The sequence below is a fragment of the Acetobacter fabarum genome (assembly GCF_040702925.2).
Lineage (GTDB): Bacteria > Pseudomonadota > Alphaproteobacteria > Acetobacterales > Acetobacteraceae > Acetobacter > Acetobacter fabarum_B.
The window spans coordinates 13,396-36,032 of sequence record NZ_JBFCXX020000008.1; the positions used below are offsets into that span (position 1 = coordinate 13,396).

The 22,637-nt window shown below is 55.6% G+C and carries 14 protein-coding genes; 10 read left to right on the forward strand and 4 right to left on the reverse strand.

Going from position 1 to position 22,637, the window contains the following annotated elements; all coding sequences use genetic code 11:
- Window positions 1-138 precede the first annotated feature (138 nt).
- Genes urtA through urtE form a run of 5 tightly spaced genes read left to right on the forward strand, consistent with a single transcriptional unit; the run spans window position 139 to window position 5,674 of the window.
- On the forward strand, window positions 139-1,479 hold the full coding sequence (gene urtA / locus AB2L51_RS07785; protein ID WP_395582384.1) for an urea ABC transporter substrate-binding protein: 1,341 nt from the start codon (window positions 139-141) through the stop codon (window positions 1,477-1,479).
- Window positions 1,472-3,070 carry an urea ABC transporter permease subunit UrtB gene (gene urtB / locus AB2L51_RS07790; protein ID WP_395582383.1) on the forward strand — a complete coding sequence of 533 codons (1,599 nt, stop codon included), beginning with the start codon at window positions 1,472-1,474 and terminating at the stop codon, window positions 3,068-3,070. The genes urtA and urtB overlap by 8 nt, the downstream gene beginning before the upstream one ends.
- Window positions 3,067-4,206 carry an urea ABC transporter permease subunit UrtC gene (gene urtC, locus AB2L51_RS07795; protein WP_395582382.1) on the forward strand — a complete coding sequence of 380 codons (1,140 nt, stop codon included), beginning with the start codon at window positions 3,067-3,069 and terminating at the stop codon, window positions 4,204-4,206. The genes urtB and urtC overlap by 4 nt, the downstream gene beginning before the upstream one ends.
- Complete coding sequence (urtD, locus tag AB2L51_RS07800) at window positions 4,203-4,943, forward strand: urea ABC transporter ATP-binding protein UrtD (protein WP_395582381.1); 741 nt, start codon at window positions 4,203-4,205, stop codon at window positions 4,941-4,943. Before urtC ends, urtD begins: the two co-directional genes overlap by 4 nt.
- A gap of 35 nt (window positions 4,944-4,978) precedes the next feature.
- On the forward strand, window positions 4,979-5,674 hold the full coding sequence (urtE, locus tag AB2L51_RS07805) for an urea ABC transporter ATP-binding subunit UrtE (protein WP_395582380.1): 696 nt from the start codon (window positions 4,979-4,981) through the stop codon (window positions 5,672-5,674).
- Window positions 5,675-5,799: 125 nt separating this feature from the next.
- On the opposite strand, the gene AB2L51_RS07810 is transcribed toward urtE, so the two are convergent.
- Window positions 5,800-6,609, reverse strand: a complete 810-nt coding sequence (locus AB2L51_RS07810; protein ID WP_395582379.1) for an AraC family transcriptional regulator — start codon at window positions 6,607-6,609, stop codon at window positions 5,800-5,802.
- An 88-nt stretch (window positions 6,610-6,697) separates the two neighbouring features.
- Between AB2L51_RS07810 and AB2L51_RS07815 the strand changes: the two genes are divergently transcribed.
- Window positions 6,698-7,489 carry a class I SAM-dependent methyltransferase gene (locus AB2L51_RS07815; protein WP_395582378.1) on the forward strand — a complete coding sequence of 264 codons (792 nt, stop codon included), beginning with the start codon at window positions 6,698-6,700 and terminating at the stop codon, window positions 7,487-7,489.
- Window positions 7,490-7,733: 244 nt separating this feature from the next.
- Here the strand turns inward: AB2L51_RS07815 and AB2L51_RS07820 are convergent, their stop codons facing one another.
- Together AB2L51_RS07820 and AB2L51_RS07825 are read right to left on the reverse strand one after the other, a co-directional pair.
- Complete coding sequence (locus AB2L51_RS07820; protein WP_395582377.1) at window positions 7,734-8,987, reverse strand: arsenic transporter; 1,254 nt, start codon at window positions 8,985-8,987, stop codon at window positions 7,734-7,736.
- Window positions 8,984-10,243 (reverse strand): MFS transporter, encoded by a 1,260-nt coding sequence (locus AB2L51_RS07825; protein WP_400921424.1) that lies wholly within the window; start codon window positions 10,241-10,243, stop codon window positions 8,984-8,986. Before AB2L51_RS07825 ends, AB2L51_RS07820 begins: the two co-directional genes overlap by 4 nt.
- Before the next feature lie 353 nt (window positions 10,244-10,596).
- On the opposite strand from AB2L51_RS07825, the gene AB2L51_RS07830 reads away from it, so the two are divergent.
- Window positions 10,597-12,834: a TonB-dependent receptor gene (locus tag AB2L51_RS07830; RefSeq protein WP_395582376.1), complete on the forward strand. Its 2,238-nt coding sequence runs from the start codon at window positions 10,597-10,599 to the stop codon at window positions 12,832-12,834.
- A gap of 202 nt (window positions 12,835-13,036) precedes the next feature.
- Here the strand turns inward: AB2L51_RS07830 and AB2L51_RS07835 are convergent, their stop codons facing one another.
- A complete protein-coding gene (locus AB2L51_RS07835) occupies window positions 13,037-13,588 on the reverse strand; it encodes a hypothetical protein (RefSeq protein WP_395582375.1) in 552 nt (183 codons plus the stop codon).
- A 634-nt stretch (window positions 13,589-14,222) separates the two neighbouring features.
- On the opposite strand from AB2L51_RS07835, the gene AB2L51_RS07840 reads away from it, so the two are divergent.
- From AB2L51_RS07840 to AB2L51_RS07850, 3 genes are all read left to right on the forward strand, one after another.
- Window positions 14,223-14,852: a Crp/Fnr family transcriptional regulator gene (locus tag AB2L51_RS07840; protein ID WP_395582374.1), complete on the forward strand. Its 630-nt coding sequence runs from the start codon at window positions 14,223-14,225 to the stop codon at window positions 14,850-14,852.
- Window positions 14,853-15,230: 378 nt separating this feature from the next.
- The gene (locus AB2L51_RS07845) at window positions 15,231-15,824 is read left to right on the forward strand and encodes an invasion associated locus B family protein (protein ID WP_395582373.1); all 594 of its coding nucleotides are present in this window, start codon (window positions 15,231-15,233) and stop codon (window positions 15,822-15,824) included.
- 24 nt (window positions 15,825-15,848) lie between these two features.
- Window positions 15,849-22,637, forward strand: coding sequence for a two-partner secretion domain-containing protein (locus tag AB2L51_RS07850; RefSeq protein ID WP_395582372.1), 6,789 nt, complete (start codon window positions 15,849-15,851; stop codon window positions 22,635-22,637).

The following is a 22,637-nucleotide window of genomic DNA, read 5'->3' on the forward strand; positions in this document are numbered from 1 at the left end:
TCACTGATTCCCATGATGGCGGGTACGCGGAGCATAGTTTTGTTACGCTTTGTAAGGATAGCCCATACGCAGGAATGCGTATGGGAAGATAGCCTGTCACGGATGACAATAGGCGTAGCAGCAAAAGGATCGTTGACCATGCCCGTCACCATGCCAAATCTTTCCCGTCGTCATTTTGGCCGTCTGGCTCTTGCCTCCTCCGCCGCCGCGTTGAGTGGTGCTCTGGGTGCTGGTTATGCACGTGCTGCCACCCCCAAAGGGGAACCGATCAAGGTTGGTATCCTGCATTCGCTCTCTGGCACCATGGCCATTAGCGAGACGACCTTGAAAGACGTGATGCTGATGCTGATTGCCGAGCAGAACAGAAAAGGTGGCCTGCTGGGCCGTCCGCTTGAGGCCGTTGTGGTAGACCCTGCATCCAACTGGCCGCTTTTCGCGGAGAAAGCCCGCCAGCTTCTGTCGGTTGATAAGGTCTCGGCCGTGTTTGGGTGCTGGACCAGTGTGTCCCGTAAATCTGTTCTGCCGGTCTTTGAGGAACTGAATGGCATTCTGTTCTATCCGGTGCAGTATGAAGGGCAGGAATGCAGCCGGAATATTTTCTATACGGGTGCCGCACCCAACCAGCAGGCTATTCCTGCGGTTGATTATCTGCTGAGCGAGGCAGGGGGTGGAGCAAAACGCTTTGCGCTGGTGGGCACAGATTACATTTACCCGCGTACGACCAACCAGATTCTTGTCAACTATCTGAAATCCAAAGGGATTGCTGACGAAGATATTATGGTGAACTACACGCCGTTTGGTCAATCCGACTGGCAGACCATTGTCTCCCAGCTCAAGGCCTTTGGGTCTGGTGGTAAAAAAACGGCTGTTGTGTCCACCATTAATGGTGATGCGAACGTGCCGTTTTATAAAGAACTCGGCAATCAGGGTATTTCCGCAACCGATATTCCAGTCATGGCCTTCAGCGTAGGGGAAGAGGAACTGGCCGGGATGGATACCAAGCCACTTGTTGGCCAGCTCGCAGCCTGGAACTATTTTGAAAGCATTGAGACGCCAGCCAATACGGCGTTCATCAAGGAGTGGCACGCTTATACCAAGCAGCCCAAACGCACGACCAACGACCCCATGGAAGCCCACTATATCGGCTTTAACATGTGGGTGCAGGCGGTGACCAAAGCCGGTACAACCGACCATGACAAGGTGATTGATGCCATGATTGGCATCCGTCAGCCCAATCTGACAGGTGGCATCGCGGAAATGCTGCCCGACCACCACCTGACCAAGCCGGTGTTTATTGGTGAAATTCAGGACGATGGCCAGTTTTCTGTCGTCTGGAAAACTCCGGCACTGGTGCCCGGTCAGGCATGGTCTCCTTGGGTGGCGCAGACAAAGGACCTGATAGGGGACTGGCGTAAACCTATTGCGTGCGGCAACTACAATACTGTGACCAAAACCTGCCTAAGCCGTAAGCATGCGTAAGCTGGGTCTGGCCTGCCTGCTCGCGGCCCTGTGTCTGGGCGGCGGGCTGGGGGGGGCATCCGCGCAGGCAGATGACTTCTCCGGTCTGGCTGGCCCGCAATTTGAAGAAATGTCTGCCAGCATTACCGCGCTTGCGGCTCATGGCGGTCCGCAGGGTGATGCAGCATTGCAGGCTCTGGAGGACCGCCACCTTTTTTCTGGCGCTGATGGGGCTCTGTTCATCCGTGATGGTGCGGTATGCCAGAACGCCCGCACGGGTGAGGCAGCATCATGCCCCGAAGATTTAAAGCCTGTCAGGCTGAATAACCGTATTCGTACAGTTTTGGCCGGTGCGCATGCGCTCAGGGAGTTAAGCTCTGCGGAGCCTGATGTGCGTCTGAAGGCGGCGCAGGCATTGTATGCCCGCCATGACATGACAATGCTGCCTGCTCTGGAACAGGCCATGAGTACGGAAAAAGTGCCCGGCGTGCGTGAAAAACTGATGCAGGCCCATGCCGCAACGGTTCTGGCGCAGACTCCAGTCGAAGGCACACAGGCAGCCCGCCTGAAGGCTGTTGGGTCTCTGGCGGAAGTCGGTGGACTGGAGGCGCGTGGTCTACTGGCCAATGTTGCGGCCTCCGCCGTGGAAGCGCCGGAGGTGCGCCATGCAGCACAGCGTGCCGTATCCCGGATCGACTGGCACCTGCGTGTCTGGAGCGTGCTGCAAAATGCGTTCTATGGCCTGAGCTACGGGTCTGTGCTGCTGCTGGCGGCAACAGGGCTTGCCATTACCTTCGGGGTTATGGGCGTGATCAACATGGCGCATGGCGAAATGATGATGATTGGCGCCTATGTAACATGGCTGGTGCAGCAGGGTATCAGAATGACGGTGCCTGCGCTGGAACCCATTGCCATACTCATAGCTATTCCCGTGGCCTTTGTTGTGTGTGGCGGCATCGGGGTTGTGATCGAGCGTAGCCTGATCCGCTTTCTGTACGGTCGCCCCCTTGAAACGCTTCTGGCAACGTGGGGGCTCTCTCTGGTTTTACAGCAGGTTATCCGCTCCGTTTTTGGGCCAACCAACATTGCGGTGCAAACGCCTGCCTGGCTTTCCGGCTCCCTGACGGTGGGGGGGCTGGATATAACGTTGAACCGTCTGGCAATTCTGGTGTTTGCGGGGCTCGTGCTGGCGGGACTTATGTTTGTGCTCCGCCGCACCACATTGGGTTTGCAGATGCGTGCGGTGACACAAAACCGGCGCATGGCCGCCCTTATGGGCATCCGCACCCCCAAAGTTGACGCTTTAGCCTTCGGTCTGGGGGCCGGGCTGGCCGGGTTGGCCGGTGTGGCTGTCAGTCAGATTGATAATGTCAGCCCCAATCTGGGTCAGTCCTACATTATCGATAGCTTCATGGTGGTGGTCTTCGGCGGTGTCGGCAATCTGTGGGGCACACTGGCGGCGGCCATGGCACTTGGCATGGGTGGCAAGGTGCTGGAGCCAGCCATTGGCGCCGTGTCTGCCAAAATTGCCATTCTTGTGCTGGTCATTGTCTACATACAGAGGCACCCGCGTGGCATGTTTCCTGTGCGTGGCCGGGGGATCGAATCATGAATGCTTTCTCCGGCCAGTCTGTAAGGTCTTTTAAAAGCGTTGTCTGGACAGCAGGTCTGGTGCTGGGGCTTGCCGTTGTTCTGGCGGTGGCCAGCCTGCTGCCGGAGAATAGTCCCTTCCATGTGTCTGCCTTTGCGGTCTCTCTGGCTGGCAAGTATCTGGCTTATGCCATGCTGGCTCTTTCGGTTGATCTGGTCTGGGGGTTTGCAGGGATTCTGACCCTGGGGCATGCCGCCTTTTTTGGTCTGGGCGGCTACGCGATGGGTATGTATCTGATGCGTGAAATTGGCGCGCGAGGGGCCTATGGTGATGCCAGCCTGCCTGACTTCATGGTCTTTCTATCATGGAAGCGCCTCCCATGGTACTGGTGGGGCACAGACCATTTTGCGTGGGCCATGCTTCTGGTTCTGGTCGTGCCTGCACTTCTGGCCGGAATTTTTGGCTGGCTTGCATTTCGGTCCCGCGTGTCCGGGGTGTATCTTTCCATTATTACGCAGGCCCTTACCTATGCGCTTATGCTGGCTTTTTTCCAGAATGGGTTTGGATTTGGCGGGAATAATGGTCTGACAGATTTTAAGGATATTCTGGGCGCGGATCTGCACAGACCTGCGACACGCGCGGTTCTGCTGGTCGTCACAGGTGGAGCACTTGCTGCGGGTCTGCTGGCTTCCCGGTTTATCGTGGGGAGCCGATTTGGGAATCTTCTTGTCGCAGTAAGAGATTCTGAAAACAGGACGCGCTTTCTGGGTTATAGGCCAGACCAGGTTAAACTTCTGGTATGGGTTTTTTCCGCCATGTTGGCGGCTATCGGAGGGGCACTGTACGTCATTCAGGTAGGGATTATTAACCCGGGTGAATTTGCTCCGGCCAATTCCATTGAAGCGGTTATCTGGGTGGCTGTTGGTGGCCGTGGTACGTTAAGCGGCGCCGTGCTGGGAGCCATTCTGGTCAATTTTGGTAAAACGCTGTTTACCGCATGGCTGCCGGAATTCTGGCTTTACGGGCTTGGATTGCTCTTTATTGGCACAACACTTTTCCTGCCCAATGGTCTGATGGGTCTATGGCGGCCAGTCAGGGCGGCACCCCCGGAAGAGATTACGCCGGAGGTGAGCGCACCAGAAGGAGAGCACTCATGACAGATGCTCTATTGCTTGATGTGCGGAATGTCAGTGTAAGCTTTGATGGGTTCCGTGCCATTAATGCCTTGAGTCTGGCTCTCAAAGCAGGAGAAATGCGTGCGATTGTCGGGCCGAATGGTGCCGGTAAAACCACCATGATGGACATTATTACCGGCAAAACACGGCCAGATAGCGGAACGGTGACGTTTAAGGGGCATGACCTGACGCGGCTGGATGAGCCGGTCATTGCGCGTCTGGGTATTGGCCGTAAATTCCAGAAACCAACCGTGTTTGAAGCTTTGACTGTTACTGAAAATCTTCTGCTTTCCCTTAAAGGGATTCGTTCGCCTTTTTCTGTGTTGTTTGCGCGGAAAAGTGTTCAGGAGTGTCAGCGTCTGGCTGAGTTGTTAAGCCTGATTCGTCTGGAAAACATGGCTGATTTTCGGGCAGGAGACATGAGCCATGGGCAGAAGCAATGGCTGGAAATCGGGATGCTGATGGGGCAGGAGCCTGACCTGCTGCTGGTTGATGAGCCGGTCGCGGGCATGACTGATGCAGAAACCATGGCGACAGCTGACCTGCTGCGTGAAATTAACAAGACCCGCAGCGTGGTGGTGGTTGAGCACGATATGGACTTTGTGCGTGCATTGGATGTGCCGGTGACGGTACTGCATGAAGGCTCAGTGCTGGCGGAAGGCACACTGGACGAGGTGAGCGCAGATCCACGTGTGATTGAAGTCTATCTTGGGCGTTAAAGTCTATCATGCTGGCAGAAAAAAGGGGCGTTTGCATGCTCAGGGTTAAGGACGTGCATCTGCATTATGGCGCAGCGATTGCTCTGCGTGGGGTCTCGCTTGAGGTCAGGCAAGGTGAGGTGACGTGTCTGCTGGGCCGGAACGGGGTTGGCAAAACCAGCCTGATCCGTGCTGTTACGGGGATGCATACCGTCAGTGATGGCCGCATTGAGTGGGAAGGGGAGGATATTACCAGACTGCCCGCCTATGATCGTGCGAAACGGGGCATTGCCACAGTTCCTCAGGGCCGCGACATTTTTCCGCTTTTGAGTGTAAGGGAAAATCTGGAAACGGGCTTTGGTCTGCTGCCCCGTGGTCGACGCAAAGTTCCGGATGAGATTTTTGATCTTTTTCCCGTTCTGGCAAAAATGCTTGACCGGCGCGGGGGAGATTTATCTGGCGGCCAGCAGCAGCAGCTGGCTATTGCCCGTGCGCTGGTGATCGGTCCGCGCCTGCTGGTGCTGGATGAACCGACAGAAGGTATTCAGCCCAGTATCATCAAAGATATTGGCAACATTATTGCGATGTTACGCGATAAAGGCGATATGGCTATTTTGCTGGTGGAGCAGTATTTTGATTTTGCTTTTGAACTGGCAGACCGCATTGCCGTGCTGGATCGTGGGCGGGTTGTGTTGAGCGGGAAGGCATGTGATTTCGTGGCAGAGGATGTGCGTTCGCATATTGCCATCTGATGCGGTTCTGACCGGGTAACAGATGTTCAAAAGAGAAGTCTTCTGTGTTTTTACAGTGAACCAGACGTTATTTTGCAGTCATGAAGCCGACAGATGGCAGTTGCCCTCCTGTCAGTCATGCCGCGTTACATCTGCAGGCTCCGAAAGCGGACAGGGGATACGCCCATCAGCTTAGCAAAAGCTTTCGCAAATGCACTCAGCGATGCATAACCGACGTCAACGGCGACATCTGTTACACGCCCTCCCTCGGCAAGCTGGTTTGCTGCGTGGAAGAGACGGGCCTGTGCAATCCAGTCCTGCCATGTCATTCCGGTTTCTTCATGGAAATGGCGGCGGAAGCTGCGCTCCGACATTCCGGCATGGTGCAGCGCCAGAGGCAGGTTTGCCTGACCGGGGCTGGCAAGGGCTGCTTCCATGGCGCGCATGATGGACGGATGGGTCGCACGGGGGAGCGTGAAAAGTCTGTCTGGTTTCGCCTGCATCTGTTCCATGCACAGCATACTCAGGGTCTGGTAAAAACTCCGGGCAATAAGGGTATGCTCTACTGATCCAGGCTGCCAGCGCAGGGTGTGGAGCAGCATTTCCTGCACCATTGTTGTTATGGGAAATGTCTGGATACGCTCCGTGTGGTCATGCGGGAAACATGCCGGATCAAAATAGATGGAAACCCCGTCCAGATTACGGATCATGGTCCGATGGCGTGTTTCTGCCGGAATCCATATGGCATGCGCCGTGGGCAGCAGATGATGGCCGTCCGGACCTTCGATCAGTGTTGTGCCGCGTCTTGCGTATGTGATCTGGTGGCACGGATGGGCGTGCCAGTCATAAAAGATGGCGGAAGAGGGATTGCGGAATGCAAAGCCGGGTTTTCCCGGACCATCCAGTCTGTTCTCGACGAGGACGCTCTGTGTTTCTCTGGCTGTCAGGCTTTTCATTGGCCGATATCCGTTCATCTATGGCCGGATGGCGTTAGACGGCCAACCATCCTTTCCTTATCCTGAAACGCCAAGGAAAGGAATAAAGATGTCTGTTTCTCGCACACCTCATGACACCCGGATTGTTGAGCAGTTTACACGCTGGGCGAAGCCATTTGCCGAGTTGGCTATCCACGCGGAAGCGGAAAGCATGGCACAGACACTGGCCGCCTGCGCAGTGACCACAGGCATGAAGGTGCTTGATGTTGCTTGCGGTCCGGGGATTATCGCGTGTGAACTGGCTCGTACGGGTGCGCAGGTTACGGGCATCGACCTGACACCCGCCATGATCCAGCAGGCACGGCTGCGCGCGGACAGTATGCATGTGTCCGTGGCGTACCACGTTGGCAATGCGCTGCATTTACCATTTCAGGCGGATAGCTTCGACCGGGTCGTGACACGATACAGCTTTCACCACATGCAGGACCCCGGGCAAGTTCTGGCGGAAATGGTACGTGTCTGCCGTCCCGGTGGCCGGATTATTGTGATAGATGCCACCCCGGCTCCTGAATGTCAGGAAGGGTATGATCAGGCGGAAACACTCCGTGATCCCTCGCATACAAGTGCTCTGACACTGCCGCAGTTAGTATCCTTGGGGGCCGAGGCGGGTCTGTCGCCTGTCGAGATGCACCAGTATCGCCTTGAGTCCCGTCTTCAGGATCAGGTCGCCCCGGAGGACTGGAACGCCTTGCAGGCTCTGTTTGCAGAGGACATTGCAGGCGGTCAGGATTGTCTGGGTATGGGGGCATGGGAAGATGCAGACGGGATCCATTTCTATTTTCCCATCTCCATCGTGGTATGGAGCAAAAGCATGCACGAAAAAGCAATCGCTGGCGCGTGAGTGGCTACCTTGTCCATCAACAGGCCTGTCTGCTGGAGGAAACAGGCAGACAGGCAGTCCTGAGTGTGCCTCTGTTGAAATATGTTTCAAAAGCCTGATGCAGAACAGAACTGGAGACAGAACAGGTCAACCCGTCATCAGGCGCTCCTGTTGGAAGAGACGCCGGAAAAACTTCTGGCAGAATGTCAGTCTTCTCAGGTCTGTGCCTGAGAATGTTGGTTCTCTGGAACCGTGGAAAGGACTCTCAGTCCATCAGCAGTCGTGCACCAAGGGCTGCAAACAGTGCTACAGGCATGACAATGGCGCCAATCCTGAGGAATTGCATAAACCCGACATCTTCACCACCTCGACGGATCACCTGAAGCCACAGAATTGTGGCCAGTGACCCTGTGACTGACAGATTGGGGCCGAGGTCCACACCGATCAGGAGAGTGTCAACCACAAGGCGTGGCGGATGAGCCTGCGCCACAGCCTCACTGGCAATAAGTCCGGCGGGTAGGTTGTTCATGATGTTTGAAACAAAGGCCAGAAGAGTGCCAGAGCCAAAAGCGGCCGAGATGGGGTTGGACTGGGCCGCACTCCGGAGCATCCGGGCGAGTGCCCCGATCAGTCCCGTGCTGTCGATGGCCTGCACCAGCACGAACAACCCCGCCACAAGTGGCAGAACGCCCCACGCAATCTTCCGTACCAACAGGAGTGGTGAGCGTCGTGCCAGCGCGGAGACACCCAGAGCCGTTACAACACCGGCAAGTGCCGTGGGGAGCCCGAGGGGACGATCGAAAGCAGAAATCGTAACAAGCAGGATTGCCGTCAGCACAATCCCGGCGAGTGCTGCCCTGCCTCCCGGGGTCAGGCGTATGGGCTCAACCTGATGCGCACAGTTTTTCCTGAGATGGTCCCGTTCAACAAGACGGAGGACCAGATAGGTCATCACGATCGCCATGACCGATGGAAGTGCGAATGAGACCATCCACGATCCCAGAGCCGGAAGCGCCCCGTCGTACAGAACCAGATTAGCCGGATTGGAAACCGGCAGAACAAAACTGGCGGCGTTGGCGATAAGCGCACATGCGAACAGCAGAGGAAGGGGGTCCGCTTCTGCTTTGGTCGCCACGGCAAGAACCGCAGGTGTCAGTACAACAGCCGTTGCGTCATTGGACATGAATGTCGTCACCACGACACCAGCCAGATAGACCAGCGTGAACAGTCTTGTCGTTGAGCCCGCAGCATGGTTGACAGCCCAGGTTGCTATCCAGTCGAACAGACCATTCGCCTGTGCTGTCTCACTGAGCAGCATCATGCCGGTCAGGAAGAGATAGACATCTCCTCCTTTCAGAATCCCCGCTCCCGCCATGGAAACGGGGATTAACCCGGTCACGACAAGAAGGACTGCTCCTGTCACGGCCCACACCCACTCAGCAACCCGGAATGGCCGGATGATGACCCCGGCGGTCGTCAGCACCGCAATCGCCCAGATTGCTGCATGATGGACCATCATGCTGTTACACGGTCCGCAGAACGCATGACCGGCGCCGCGCAGACCCACAGTCCCAGCGACAGGATGGCAAAACAGCCCAGAGTGTAAAATGCCGTGGAATACCCCATATCCTCGGCAAGCCATCCCCCCAGCGCGGGTGAAAGGCTTGCCCCAATCCCTTGTGCAGTCATGACAACGCCCTGCCCCACATTGATCCGTCCCGTGCCGTTAAGAAGCCGCGCCACCAGACCGGGGACAGCAACACTCTGAAGTCCAGCTCCTATACCGTCCAGAAACTGCACTGGCCATACGCCCCAGTGCTGGATGAACGTCCCGGCGATCAGGCCACGCAGCGGCAGGGCGGCAAACGAGATCAGTAATACAATCCAGTACCCACGGCTTGCCACGAAGCGCATAGCCAGAAGACTGACACCGATCATCACGGCCTGCGCCACCATGACTGTCATCGCGGTGAACATCGCGGGATTCCCTTTCCCGGCACTGACCACCGCCATACCATAAAGCGGCAGCATCGCAGCATTGCCGAGATGAAAGAAACACAGGCAGACTGCAAGGATCAGAAGAGGCCTATGCCGGAGAAATGAGCGTAGTCCTTCAGCCTTCCCGGTGGCGTGCCTGTCTGTCTCTTCCAGCCCGCGGGCGGCCTGATGGTCAATGGACTTTTCGGGTATCGTGAGCACGGCCACAATGGCGAGCAGCCCGAACACGACCTCAAGGAAGAAAATCGCTGACAGGCCAAACCGCCACCCGAGCCAGCCGGACAGCCCGGCTCCAATCATATTTCCTGCGTGGTTCCAGGCCTGATTACGGCCGATCTGTGCGTTAAAACCTTTCTGATGCACGATCCCAAGTGTCATTCCGGCCATCAGCGGACCGATCCCCGCCCCTGCCAGAGCCGTGGCAAGCTGGCTGATGGTCACGACAAAAGCCGATTGTGAACGTAGTAACAGTAATGAGGCGGAAATGGTGCATAACGCTGCGATAATGACAAGCAGGCGTTTTTTTGTCGTCTGGTCAATAAGGGCACCGGCGGGAATGGTGGCGATCATTCCGGCAATGCCACCAGCCGTCATGACAGATCCGATCGGCCCCGTCTGCCAGCCATGACGCTGAAGAAACACGCCCAGAAAAGGACCAATACCGGCCTGTACGTCAGCCATGAAAAAGTTCAGGGCGCATAATGAATATAATGCGCGCTCTGACAGAATGCCGTGCGGCTTTCCTGTTTTCACACCAGCACCACAAACGTGCATCATTGGGCATCTTCTCCAGATCGCCAGACCTCACGGCACAGGGTGCCATAAATTACAGGCGCCTCATAAACATGAGGAGCAGGGCGTTGTCGCAGATAGGCTGGGCTCTCCTGAACCGTAGCGTATAGCAGTATACGCATTCTTCTGGCTGTGCCTGTTTTAATTCAGACCCCTGCTTTCAGGGTGCGCCGGGCACGTCCTGTTGGTGCTGATATCGTCCTCATTGGTGTCTCTGGAACGGACCGGGCATTAAATGATATTGACAATCATTCTTAATTGTAGGAAGGGTCGCAAAATTTCCCATCGTGAGTTCTCCTATCATGCGTTTCCGTGCTGTTTGTCTGAACACATTATGCGTGTCCACGTTGCTGTCGGGAACTGGACCTTCATGGCTTCTTACTCTTGGCTCTGCCCGTGCAGAGACTGGCTCCTCCGGGCATGAAGCTGCATTCCACGATACTGGGCAACAGGGACAGAAGAAGAAGTCCCGTACCCAGCCGCATGTTCCGGAAGGGGCGGGGGCAGCGGTCAATACTGGCAAGGAAGAAGACCTGGTTGTCAAAGCGTCACGCAACAACCGGATGTATGTCTCAAGTGGGGGGGATCTTGGAGCGCTGGGGTATAAGAAAGGTCTTGATGTACCTTTCAATATCCGTAGCTATAATGCCAGCCTTATCCTGAATCAGCAGTCACAGACGTTGGGCGATGTTCTGCTCAATGATCCAACTGTCAGAACAACGACAGGGTACGGAAATTATGCCCAGCTTTTCCAGATACGCGGGTTTACCCTGTATGGTGATGATATCGCGATTGATGGTCTGTATGGCGTAACGCCCAGACAACTTGTTTCGCCCCAGCTGTATGATTCAGTACAGGTGCTCAATGGTGCAAGTGCTTTCCTGAATGGTGCGGCACCGGGTGGCTCTGCCATTGGCGGGAATGTCAATCTTGTCTCCAAGCGGGCAACGATAACGGATATCACCCGTGTTACGGGGGATTATACAAGTAGTTCCCAAGGGGGCGGGGCTGTTGATATCAGTCGCAGGTTTGGAAAGGACCGAGCATACGGCTTTCGTTTTAACGCTGCCGGTATGGATGGTGAAACACCAATCCATGGCGAACGTCGGGCAGATATTGCCCTGGGTGGCGCGTTTGATTGGCATAATGACGATACCCGTATCAACATGAACATGAATTACCAGAAACAGCAGGTTTTTGGTGGACGTAGCGCCATTATTGTGTCCAGCCTTGCCTCGGGTATGCCAGCACCTTTGCCGCCCTCACCATCGCAAAACTGGGGGCAGCGCTGGGCCTATACGGACCTGTCTTACCTTTTCGGCACAATGGGTATCGAGCATGATTTTGGAAAGCATGTTACGGTCTATGGAAAGTTCGGTGCACAAAGTGGAAACGAAATGGGTAATTACGCTACCACGACCCTGACGGATTCTCATACAGGAAATGGTCGTGTAGGCGCTATGGCCACAGCCTATAATGTCATGAACGAAGCGACTCAGGCTGGTGTGCGCGCCCATGTGAACACGGGCTTTATCAAGCATGAAATCAATGCCGGTGGGTCTGCAATCTGGGAGGAATCTGACGCGGCCTATGCTATGAGTTTGGTCGGGATGTCCGGAAACATCTATCAACCAACACAGTTTACTCCAAACGAAACGTATGCCCGCGGCAGCATGAGTGATCCGGGTCGTGTCTCATGGAACAAGCTGTATAGCCTGTTTCTGTCAGATACAATGACCTTCTGGCATGACCGCATCTCTCTGACAGGCGGGTTCCGTTATCAGGATATCCTCTCCAATTCCTATGCCTATGGCAGCGGTCAGATGCAGACACACTATGATTCCTCTGCATTTTCTCCTGTTATCGGTCTTGTGGTTCATCCGATCAAACACGCGGCCCTGTATTTTAATCGTATTCAGGGGCTCTCGGCAGGTTCTGTGGTGGGTTCCAGTTACGTCAATGCCGGTCAGGTTTTTGCACCTTATGAAAGCACACAGTATGAGGTGGGGGCTAAATACGATATTGGTCGTTTTTCAGCGGGCGTCGCATTTTACCAGACTTCCATGCCGTATGGGATAGTTGAGGCTTACGGTAATACCGGTCAGTTACTCTATACACAGAACGGGAAGCAGAAAAACCGTGGTATGGAATTGACGTTTAATGGCGAAATCCTGCGTGGATTGCGTTTTAATGGCGGGCTGACTCTTATTGATGCCAAGCAGGTACGCGCCGGGAATGAAAATAACAACGGTAAAACAGTTATCGGTATTCCCAATTATACCATTAATGGCAACCTCGAATACGATGTGCCTTTCATCAAGGGGCTGACACTGGTTGGGCGTGTGATCAGTACGGGCAAGCAGCAGTTCAATAATGCCAACAGTGCACATTTATCAGCATGGTCACGGTTTGATCTTGGTGCGCGTTATACGTTTCTGGTTCGTGGCAAGGCGCTTACCACGCGTTTTGAGGTCGATAACGTCGGGAACCAGCGTTACTGGGCTTCGGTCTATCAGAGCAATCTCATCATGGGTGATCCTGAAACCTATAAATTCTCGGTCACGGCTGACTTCTAGAACAGGGCGTTTCGTCCGTGTCTTCCATGGGGTGAGGGCCTGCGGGTCTTCACACTATTCTAAGACGTTTCCGAGGTGGCCATACCGTTATCACTCCCACCCCCGTCTCTCTATGCTGGCTGGCGGACGTTGGCGCGGTGCTCTGTTGCGATCCTGATCGCGTGGGGCTGTACCGCGCCTCGCCGTCAGGCGGTCATCAACGTCATTGATGAGTGAGCATGGCGTCTTCCTTGTGGTCATGTGCCTGTGCATCTAACCAGGCATGAATGGCCTGTACAAGTTCCGGACGTGCGGTCGTGTAAACAATTCTTGCCCCTGCCGGGAGTTCCACATAGACCACGTGTATGGAAGGTGCTCCAGTGGCCATTTCCTTCAGGCCGGGCATCGAAGCTCCATGAATACGCGCAGGTGTGGCATAATCGCCCTGAGCGCGCCGTTGGGCCTCCGTTTTCAGATGTTGCCGGATAAGCATGATCTGCTGGGCGTTCCCGTCGGCGGAGATCACATCCTGCTCTCCGCCGTCAGGGAGGGGCGTAAAGATGTGCAGGGAGTGAAGCAGGTCAAATGGCATGACCGATGCTCCCATGTGATGCTGCATCATCTGGGCATGCATGGCGCTATGATCTTCATCCGCCATCATGGGCATCTGCGACATCGTCTGAGCTTCGGCAACTGGCGGGAGGGAAAAAGAACCCGCCGTGATGGCCAGAGTGACCATGAGAGCCAAAGGGCTGCCAACTTTTGCTGACATCATTCTATCCTTCGAGAATAAGCTCAAGTTTATAGGACTATATGTATGGTTGTTACTGAGGCGTAAAAATTTCGAGTTCGGAACGCCGTCGGCATGATCACTGTCAGGTAAGGTTCCGCCCGGCAATCATATGGGGAAAAATCCAATGTCAGGCGTCTCTGTGTTTTGTATCATATAAAAATACGTTATGTGCAAGGCAAAAATCACGATCCATACAGACTGTAGAATTTCTTCCGTGTCTTCAGGGCAAATGCTGTAGAGGTTGCGGGCTGATGCAATGCCGGGCTCATGCTCTTTATGGTTTTATCGGTGGCGTACGAAACCGGTGTGGCAGAACCTGCCGTGTGTCCTGCGGTATGAGAACAAAGGCGTTGGCTTAACAAAAGACAGGAGCAGGTGTTTCTCTGGCTGGGAAATCCCTGTCTGGAACGCGCGCAACGAGGAAGAGACGTTCTTGCAGGCATATCTGAATGCATGGGGCTGGGCGATCTGGCATTGTATTTTTCGGGCGTTGACGTAAAGCAGCCTGAGCATCAGGCCAGTACGGGGGTAAGAAGCGTCTGGAAGTCTTTATTCCAGTCGGTCGATAAAATTGATGTCGCATCGCGGCCTCAGTGAACGTTGGAGATCATGCGGCATGAGCATCGGTGAATACCTTCCGCCAGAGATCAAAAAAGCCAGTGTTGTCAGGAAATTACAGCGTGGTGATTTTCTGTTCCAGCGCAACACGCCCGCCATTGGGGTTTATGAAGTGCTCGAAGGGCGCGTCAGCATGAGTCGGCTTGATCCGGTTGGTCGCGATGTCATTCTCTTCGTAGCCACACCGGGTGAGACATTGGCGGAAGCGACAATTTTTGGTGGGAATTATCACTGTAACGCCGTTGCGCTCACACAGGCCATCGTCAGGCTGTATCCCCAGCCGCTTCTGCTTCAGGAATACGAGCAGAATCAGCAGTTTGCGATTGCCTATACCAGAATGTTGGCCCGTCAGCTGGTGAGTGCCCGTGCGCGGATAGAACAGCGGAATATGCAATCCGCGCGTGATCGTCTGAGGCATTTTCTTTCCTTGAACATGGACCCCGAACGGTTGAGCGTTAAGGTCAGAGGTACACTCAAGGAACTGGCTGGCGAACTCGGGCTGACTCATGAGTCGCTTTATCGCGCCTTGGCCCGTATGGAAGAAGAGGGCGAAATTTACCGTCAGAATAATGAGATAATGGTCCGGCCACCGGCAGGCATGTCGTCAGGATCGACGGAAGAAGATTAAAAAACCGTTTGTTTTCTGATGGATAAGAGGCATCCTGCCTATCAGGCACATGGTTTTGGACAAAGCCCTTAACGATGGTTCGGGGCAATTAAATTAAAATTACTTAATAATTATGCCGATATGACGGCCGTCATAAGCGATTCGGGTACATATATGCTACGTCCATATACAAGGTAATACAGACACCAGAGGTCCTGTGTGTCCGCTTGGGATGGGATGATGAACATGTTGCATTGTGGAAGAAAACGTTGCGATCATTCAGTTCGCTTCCGGTACGTTCTGTAATCGATACAACGGGTCATCGACCTGTTCTGCGGGACTATGCGCCTATCTGAGCATAGCCGGTATTGAATGCCAGTTTTTCGTGGAGACGCGGCCATGACTATATTTGTACATATATTGACGCATGCCGCGGATTTCCTGCGCCGTTCTGGCTGGACCGGGATGTTCCTGCGGAATACTCCTGTTTTCGCGTTATGCCTTGTGGCTCACATCGCATGGGCAGCCCCTGTATCACAGTCGGCGGAGGCTCCTTCTTCCCTGTCCGAGACCTATCAGGACTGGCAGGTATCATGCGTTCAGCCATCCGGGCAAAACGCCAGACACTGTGATGTGAGTCAGCAGCAGATGGATAACAAGAGCCGGCAGCGTGTTCTGGCCATTGAGCTGTCTCCTGTGGGGGACAAGGCCAGCGGTGTGCTGCTTATGCCTTTTGGTCTTGCTCTTGAAAAAGGCGTGCAGATCAAAGCGGATAATACAAATCTGGACATGTCCTTGCAGTACAGGACCTGTCTGCCACAGGGCTGTATTGCCCCTGTTGTTTTTGACGCAGGCACACTCATTGCGCTGCGCAGGGTCCCAAGCCTGAAAATTATCGCCCATGCCGCTGACGGCAGTCAGAATCCCACTTTTTCAGTGTCACTCAAGGGGTTTGGCGTAGCACTCGATCGTGCTGGCTCCCTCATCCGTTAACCCCGTTTTTTCCGGTAAGGTCTCATGCGAAAAATTGATTTACCGACCGTGAAAGCCTGCCTGTTTTCCTCGGTTTCTGCTCTTGCCCTTGTCTGGACAGGGGGTTTTGCTTATGCGGAACCTACAGGTGGGGTTATCGCCGCAGGGAATGCGACAATTTCACAGTCAGGCGCGCTTACGACCATCAACCAGAGTTCGCCTAACGCTGTTATCAACTGGCAGGGGTTCTCCGTCGGTCGGCATGAGACTGTCAATTTCCAGCAACCCAGCGCCTCCGCCGCCACGCTCAACCGTGTGACCGGCGGGCAGGAAAGCATTATCGCAGGGTCGATCAACGCCAATGGGCGCGTGTTTCTGGTCAACCCTGCGGGTGTGCTGTTTACCAATACGTCGCAGGTGAATGTCGGGGGGATTGTCGCCTCCACACGCAACATCACCGACAAGGATTTCATGGCCGGGAACTATCAGTTTTCCGGTGATTCGACGGCTTCGGTCATCAATAAAGGTCACATTCACGCAGCCAGCGGCGGGTTTGTCGTGCTGATGGGAAATGTGGTGAAAAATGACGGGGTTATTTCGGCCCGTCTGGGTACGGTCGCGATGGCGGCGGGTGAGCGGATGACCCTCAATTTCGGGGGGAACGCGCTGCTGGATGTGACGATTGACAAGGGGGCCTACAATGCGTTGGTGGCGAACAGGAAGCTGATTGTGGCCGATGGCGGCCGCGTGATCCTGAGTGCACAGACCGCGGACCAGATTATGTCTGCCCAGGTCAACAACACCGGCATTATTCAGGCCCGGACGCTGGCGGACCTGACCGGCGGTCACGAGGCTTCCGGGACGGTGCAGGTGGGCCAGATCCAGCTACTGGCCAAGGACGGCACGGTGAATGTGGGTGGCACGCTGGATGCGTCCGCTCCCAAGGGGGGTAAAGGTGGCTCCATAGAAACCTCGGGCAAGACGGTGCAGGTCGCCAGCACGGCGCATATTACCACCAGGGCGGCTTCGGGTCAGAATGGGACATGGCTGATCGACCCAGATGGTTTTACCATCGCTGCCTATGGCGGGGACATCAGCGGTAAGGTGCTGAGCGCCGAACTGGCCGAGAATAACGTCACAATCGCCTCCACCAATGGGACAGGGACCGACGGGAACATTACTGTTAACGATGGGGTAACGTGGTCGGCCAATACGCTCACACTTAACGCGACGAACAATATCGTTCTCAACGCCGTTATGACGGCAAGTGGCAGTGCGGGCTTTGCAGGTAATTACGGGCATGCGCTCGACGCAAACGGTAATCCCACGACCACGGTTACGGGTACTGGCTACAATGCCGATGGCACACCTTACGGGCTCTATACGGCCTTTGGGGTGGAGGGCGTATCGCAGGGGTCTTCCACCAATGCGGTGTTAGGAACATTCGCGGGCAGGCTCAATATTTCGGGAACCGGCCTGATGACGCTCAACGGCCAGAACTACACGGTCATTGACGATGCGGCGGGGTTTCTGGCCGCAGCGGCCAGCCCCGGTAAAAACTATGTGCTGGGCTCCGATATTCTGGACCTGAGCGCCACCAACTGGAGCCAGCTTGGTACCGCCAGCCAACCATTCAGCGGTAATTTCAATGGTCTTGGGCATGTTCTCTATCCGTTTTCGAGCAATTCCGGCGGGTTGTTCGGTAATATCGGGAGCGGGGCGACAGTTTCAAACATCGCGATAACATTCGGCAACGTTACCATGAACAATGCCGGAAACACAGGTATTCTGGCGGATGTGAATAACGGCACCATCGCCAACAGCTTCGTCGGTGGTGGCATCTCGTCAGACCAGCCGAAAATTACGAGCACTATTCTGAATACCGGCATTCTGGTCGGGCTGAATGGCGGGCTGATAGCCAATAGCTATGCGACCGGTTATGCGGCCATCAGTTATGTTTCCGGTGGGGATGGGGACATTATACCCACGAGTTCCGGTATCTCATCGAATATCGGTGGCCTTGTGGGCAGGAACTCCGTTACTGGCGTGATCAGGAACAGCTTTTCGTCCGGAGATACTGACGGCTATTTCATTGCAGATGCTGGCGGTCTGGTTGGAGTGAACGCAGGCATTATTGATGCGTCCTATGCGACAGGCCTGGTCGGGGCCGGCGTTGCAGGCATAGGTGGCGGTCTGGTCGGGGATAACCAGAGTACAGGCATCATTACGAATTCGTACACCACTGCGGCGGTCGGAGGATATGATTTTGGCGTTGAAGCTTCGTCCTACAGCGCGGGCTTTGCCGCCACAAATGAAGGCACGATCAAAAATGCCTACGCCGCAGGGCAGATGACCTGTGTCACGGCCTGCTCGCCCCATTTGGCGGGCTTCGTCTATAATAATTCCGGTACGATTTCCAGTGTCTATACGGCGATAACGACAGATGGGAAATCGCAATACACGTATGCCAACGCATTTTCATCGAATAATACAGGAACTATCGTCAATTCTTACTGGCTTGGTGATGTTGATCCGATCACAACAGACGGGTCTGGAACCGGCAATGGCAGCCTTGTCCAGAATCTGTCTGGGGGAGATCAATATACTCTCTCCAGTTATGGCGGGTTTGATACCGGGATATGGGGTCAGGCAAATGCTACGGGCTACCCCATCCTGCAAAATCTGCCCGTCTATGTTTCTCCTGTGGCGGGTGCCACCGTATATGGCGAGGACATGGATTATCTGGCCAGCGATCTGGGTTATGCCAACGCGGTATGGGGGCTCCAAGGGGGTGATATGCCATACAATGGTGCATTATCCGCGAATTATGACGCCGACCTGAGTGCCATCTCCTCGCAAAGTGGCATGGTGAACGCGGGGACTTACGCGGCTTCTCTGTTACTGTCCGCATCGCCGTACACAAACATTCAGGGCGCAGTTACGATCTCTCCTCGTCCTATTACACTGGCCAGTACCGGAGTGGTCACGGACAAGACCTATGATGGAACGGCGAATGCCCAGATCGATCCCAGCGCCTCCGATGCTGATCTTTCAGGTCTTGTCGGTTCTGAAACCCTGAATGTTACTTATAAATCAGCCGTTTTTTCGGACAGGAACGCCGGAACGGATAAAAACGTTACCGTGACCTATGTCCTCTCTGACGGGTCAAACGGCGGGGTGGCTTCGAATTACACGATTGGTGGCAATACCACGACGGCCAGCATTACACCGGCCTATGTCGAGGTCGCGAATACGGTGTCGGACAAGGTTTATGACGGATCGGCCAATGCCGTGGTTACGGCTACGATCGTCGGGGGTGTGTACGGTAACGACCGGCTTGGCGTAACGGGGACGGGAACATTTTCCTCGGCGGATGCGGGGACGAACAAGGCCGTCACGATTACCGACACGCTGACGGGTAATGATTCGGCCAATTATCAGGTTCAGCCGCCTGATCAGATGCTGGCCTCCGTAACGCCTCGCAGTGTGGAACTGGGCGGCTCCGTTCTTGCAGGCGGAACGGCCGTCGTGCCTGCAAGCGCGCTTTCAGTCGCCAATCTGGTTGCTGGTGACAGCCTCTCCCTTTCCGGCTCGGTCGTGCTGGCTTCACCCTCGGCTGGCTTGCAGAGCATTACCGATTTCTCGAATCTTACTCTCTCGGGGAGCGCCAACTACACGCTGGCCGGGGCGGCGGGCAATGTTGCCCTCGTGGCCGAGACCTTGCCGCATGATCCAACGGTAGTCAGCGGGACCATTTCCTCTATCAATACCGATCTGGCCGCCAGAAGTCTGACCGTCAATCAGGGGACCGAGCAGGCCATCATCAACTGGCAGGGCTTTTCCATCGCGCCCTCCTATTCCGTCATTTTCAACCAGCCTGATAGTGCCGCCATCACGCTCAACCGGGTTACGGGGGACGCGCAGAGCGTGATCGCTGGCAGTCTCACGGCCAATGGCAGAATCTTCCTCATCAACCCGGCGGGGGTCATGTTTACCGCCGGGTCGTCGGTCAATGTCGGGGCGATTGTGGCCTCCACGCAAGATATCGCGGATAGTGACTTCACGAATGCTCGCTATCTTTTCGGAACCAATCCGGCGACCGGCGCGGTCGATATGATTGGTGGCTCCATTACGGCTGTTGGCGAGACCGATGGCAGTAGCGGTGCCGTCACTCCGGGCTATGTGGCCCTCATTGGCAATGGCGTGACGACCAGAACGGGCGCCTCCATGACCACCGCTGGCGGCGAGGTGCTGCTGGTGGGTGGTGAAGACGTCACACTCATGCTCGACCCCGCCACGGGCGCGCTCACCTCTTACGCCGTGGCCGCGGCTGACAAGCCGGTCAGCGTGGGCGGGACGATCAACCTGTCCTCCGCGACCGGGGCTGGCGGTACCCTGCAGACCGCCGGATTGGTCAGTGTGGATAGCGGACTGAATGTCAGTACGGCGGGGGCGAATGGTTATGGGCCGGGAGGCTGGCTGTGGCAGTCCGATGGGGATTTTGCCGTAACGCCAGGCGGTGGGACGCTGACAGGCACCCTGCTGGACCAGATGCTGTCGAAAACCAACGTCACGCTTTCTTCCGCCTCGGGTAATATTGTCATCGGTGACGCCGTGTCCTGGGCCGCGAATACACTGACCCTTTCCTCGAACAAGGATATTGACGTCGATAACGTCATGAGCGTGACGGGCAGTGGTGGCCTTACAGCTACATGGGGACAGAGTAGCTGGGCCGCCCCCACTTTTTACAGCACCGCCAACAACATGATGGCTATCCCGCTCGCGCCAGGGGTGGTTACCCTGCACGGGATAAATATGGGATTTGGAAAAAATGCTGATGGAACCAACAATGATACGTTCGCAGGGCGCATAGATTTTAACAGTAGCGGTGCTGTGCAGATGGGTGTGACGGGTGGCAAACTCGCCAGCTATACCGTCATCAACACGGTTGCCCAACTGGCTGCCATAACGGGCAGGAACCAGACGATAGGCAAGAATTATGTTCTGGGCTCGGATATAGATCTGAATTCCATTACCGACTGGACGCCTCTGGCGCTGGATGAGGGAGGGTATACCGATATACTGAGCGGAGCCTTCAACGGTTTTGGTCATGTCATCTCCAACCTGACATCCACACAGGGCGGGCTGTTTCTGGCCATAGGCTGCCAGCAGCCTTCCTGCACCAGCCAGAGCTATCTGGAACAGAATGGCGCTTCAGTTTCCAATCTCGGCCTGACCAATATCAACATAGCGGTCAGCGGGAACGATACAGGCGCACTCGGACTGGCCGCGTTCAGCAGTAATCCGCTCTTCTGGAGCTATCCAGACAGCACGGGGGGCATTGCATCGGTCGCTGGTGGTATTTTCACAAATGTCTTTACGACCGGTAATATCACCGTCTCGCGTACACCCACCTCAAGCGAGCGGGATACCTCCTCGCCCGGTACTACGGGGAGTGATTATTCCGTCGGTGGCCTGTTTGGCGCGATGGTCGCCGGTTACGCCAACAACACCTATTCGACCGTCAATATTACCTCAACCGGCTACACCGATGTGGGAAGCTGGGCAGGAGCTACGGCCGGATTTGTGGAAAACAGCTATGCCAAAGGCAATGTCAATTCGCTGAGCAGCCGTGCCACGATCAATTCCTGGGTCGGGGGGTTCACCGGGTCGCTATCTGGCGCGGTCGTGAACAGTCAGGCCTATGGCAACGTGTCCGGTAGTGGTTCGGCTGGTGGCTTTGCCGGGATGAGCCAGCCCGGAACCTATATTTTCAGCAGTAAGGCCTATGGCGATGTGTATCTCGACAACAGCTTTGTCGATACGGGGTTTGGCAACAATTTCGGGGGTGGCTTCATCGGTTGGAACTACGGCACGCTTCTGTACAACAGTTCCAGCGGCAAGGTGACGTCGGCTACAGGCGATACAACCTATGTCGGCGGTTTTTCCGGCGCGACAACGTCTGGTGACGGCGCCATGTCGATCATGAATGCATGGAATACCGACAGTAGCGGCATGACGACAAACGGCTCCGGTAACGGTATTCCCGAGGGCATGGGCGGGAACTCCACTCCCATTCTGAACGCCTTCAACTCCCTCTATGGCACATCGCTTACACCGGCCCAGTTCCATCAGGGTGCGGTGGGGCTGACGACATCACAGTTCAGTACCGTAGCAACCCAGTCGCTCTCGACACAGATGCAGAGTCTGAGCAACGTCATGAATGGCGGGCAGCCGGTTGGTTCCACGGGCGGGAACAACAGTAATCCATCCGGTGGCGGTACCCCATCCAATGGGCAGGGTACGGGTGGGCAGACCAATTCCCAGCCGGGAGGGAACAATTCCGCTACATCCGGTGGCGGTACCCCGTCCAATGGGCAGGGTACGGGTGGGCAGACCAATTCTCAGCCGGGAGGGAACAATTCCTCCACATCCGGCACGTCTTCGCCCACGAATCCATCATTGGCCAATATTGAACGCCTGCCCCCCGAACAGCGGCAGGCTGTTCGGGCGATGGGGAATATTGCCGCGGCGAACACGGTTCTCTCACAGGCCCAGCCCATGCCTGTGGCTTCGGGAATGGTCGGTGCTCTTGCAATGGCAGCGGAACAACCTCCATTGGCCGATCACATCACCATTGAGGAGCCGCCAGCAACCCATCTGGCCGCAAGCCAGCCGCAGGACAGGCGCAGGCCCGCGCCGGAAGCCAAACCCAGCAGCCGCGCAACGGAAAAAGCCAGTGCCTATGACGCCAGCATCCGCTCGATAGAGGTCGACGGCCAGCGCTTTGACCTGCGGGCCACGCCTAAAACCCATACCGGAAAGAGGCACTGA

Excerpts from the sequence above, each read along its gene's own strand:
- urtA (WP_395582384.1), top strand. The coding sequence starts at position 139 with ATGCCCGTCACCATGCCAAATCTTTCCCGTCGTCATTTTGGCCGTCTG.
- urtB (WP_395582383.1), top strand. The coding sequence starts at position 1,472 with ATGCGTAAGCTGGGTCTGGCCTGCCTGCTCGCGGCCCTGTGTCTGGGC.
- urtC (WP_395582382.1), top strand. The coding sequence starts at position 3,067 with ATGAATGCTTTCTCCGGCCAGTCTGTAAGGTCTTTTAAAAGCGTTGTC.
- urtD (WP_395582381.1), top strand. The coding sequence starts at position 4,203 with ATGACAGATGCTCTATTGCTTGATGTGCGGAATGTCAGTGTAAGCTTT.
- urtE (WP_395582380.1), top strand. The coding sequence starts at position 4,979 with ATGCTCAGGGTTAAGGACGTGCATCTGCATTATGGCGCAGCGATTGCT.
- AB2L51_RS07810 (WP_395582379.1), bottom strand. The coding sequence starts at position 6,609 with ATGAAAAGCCTGACAGCCAGAGAAACACAGAGCGTCCTCGTCGAGAAC.
- AB2L51_RS07815 (WP_395582378.1), top strand. The coding sequence starts at position 6,698 with ATGTCTGTTTCTCGCACACCTCATGACACCCGGATTGTTGAGCAGTTT.
- AB2L51_RS07820 (WP_395582377.1), bottom strand. The coding sequence starts at position 8,987 with ATGATGGTCCATCATGCAGCAATCTGGGCGATTGCGGTGCTGACGACC.
- AB2L51_RS07825 (WP_400921424.1), bottom strand. The coding sequence starts at position 10,243 with ATGATGCACGTTTGTGGTGCTGGTGTGAAAACAGGAAAGCCGCACGGC.
- AB2L51_RS07835 (WP_395582375.1), bottom strand. The coding sequence starts at position 13,588 with ATGATGTCAGCAAAAGTTGGCAGCCCTTTGGCTCTCATGGTCACTCTG.
- AB2L51_RS07840 (WP_395582374.1), top strand. The coding sequence starts at position 14,223 with ATGAGCATCGGTGAATACCTTCCGCCAGAGATCAAAAAAGCCAGTGTT.
- AB2L51_RS07845 (WP_395582373.1), top strand. The coding sequence starts at position 15,231 with ATGACTATATTTGTACATATATTGACGCATGCCGCGGATTTCCTGCGC.
- AB2L51_RS07850 (WP_395582372.1), top strand. The coding sequence starts at position 15,849 with ATGCGAAAAATTGATTTACCGACCGTGAAAGCCTGCCTGTTTTCCTCG.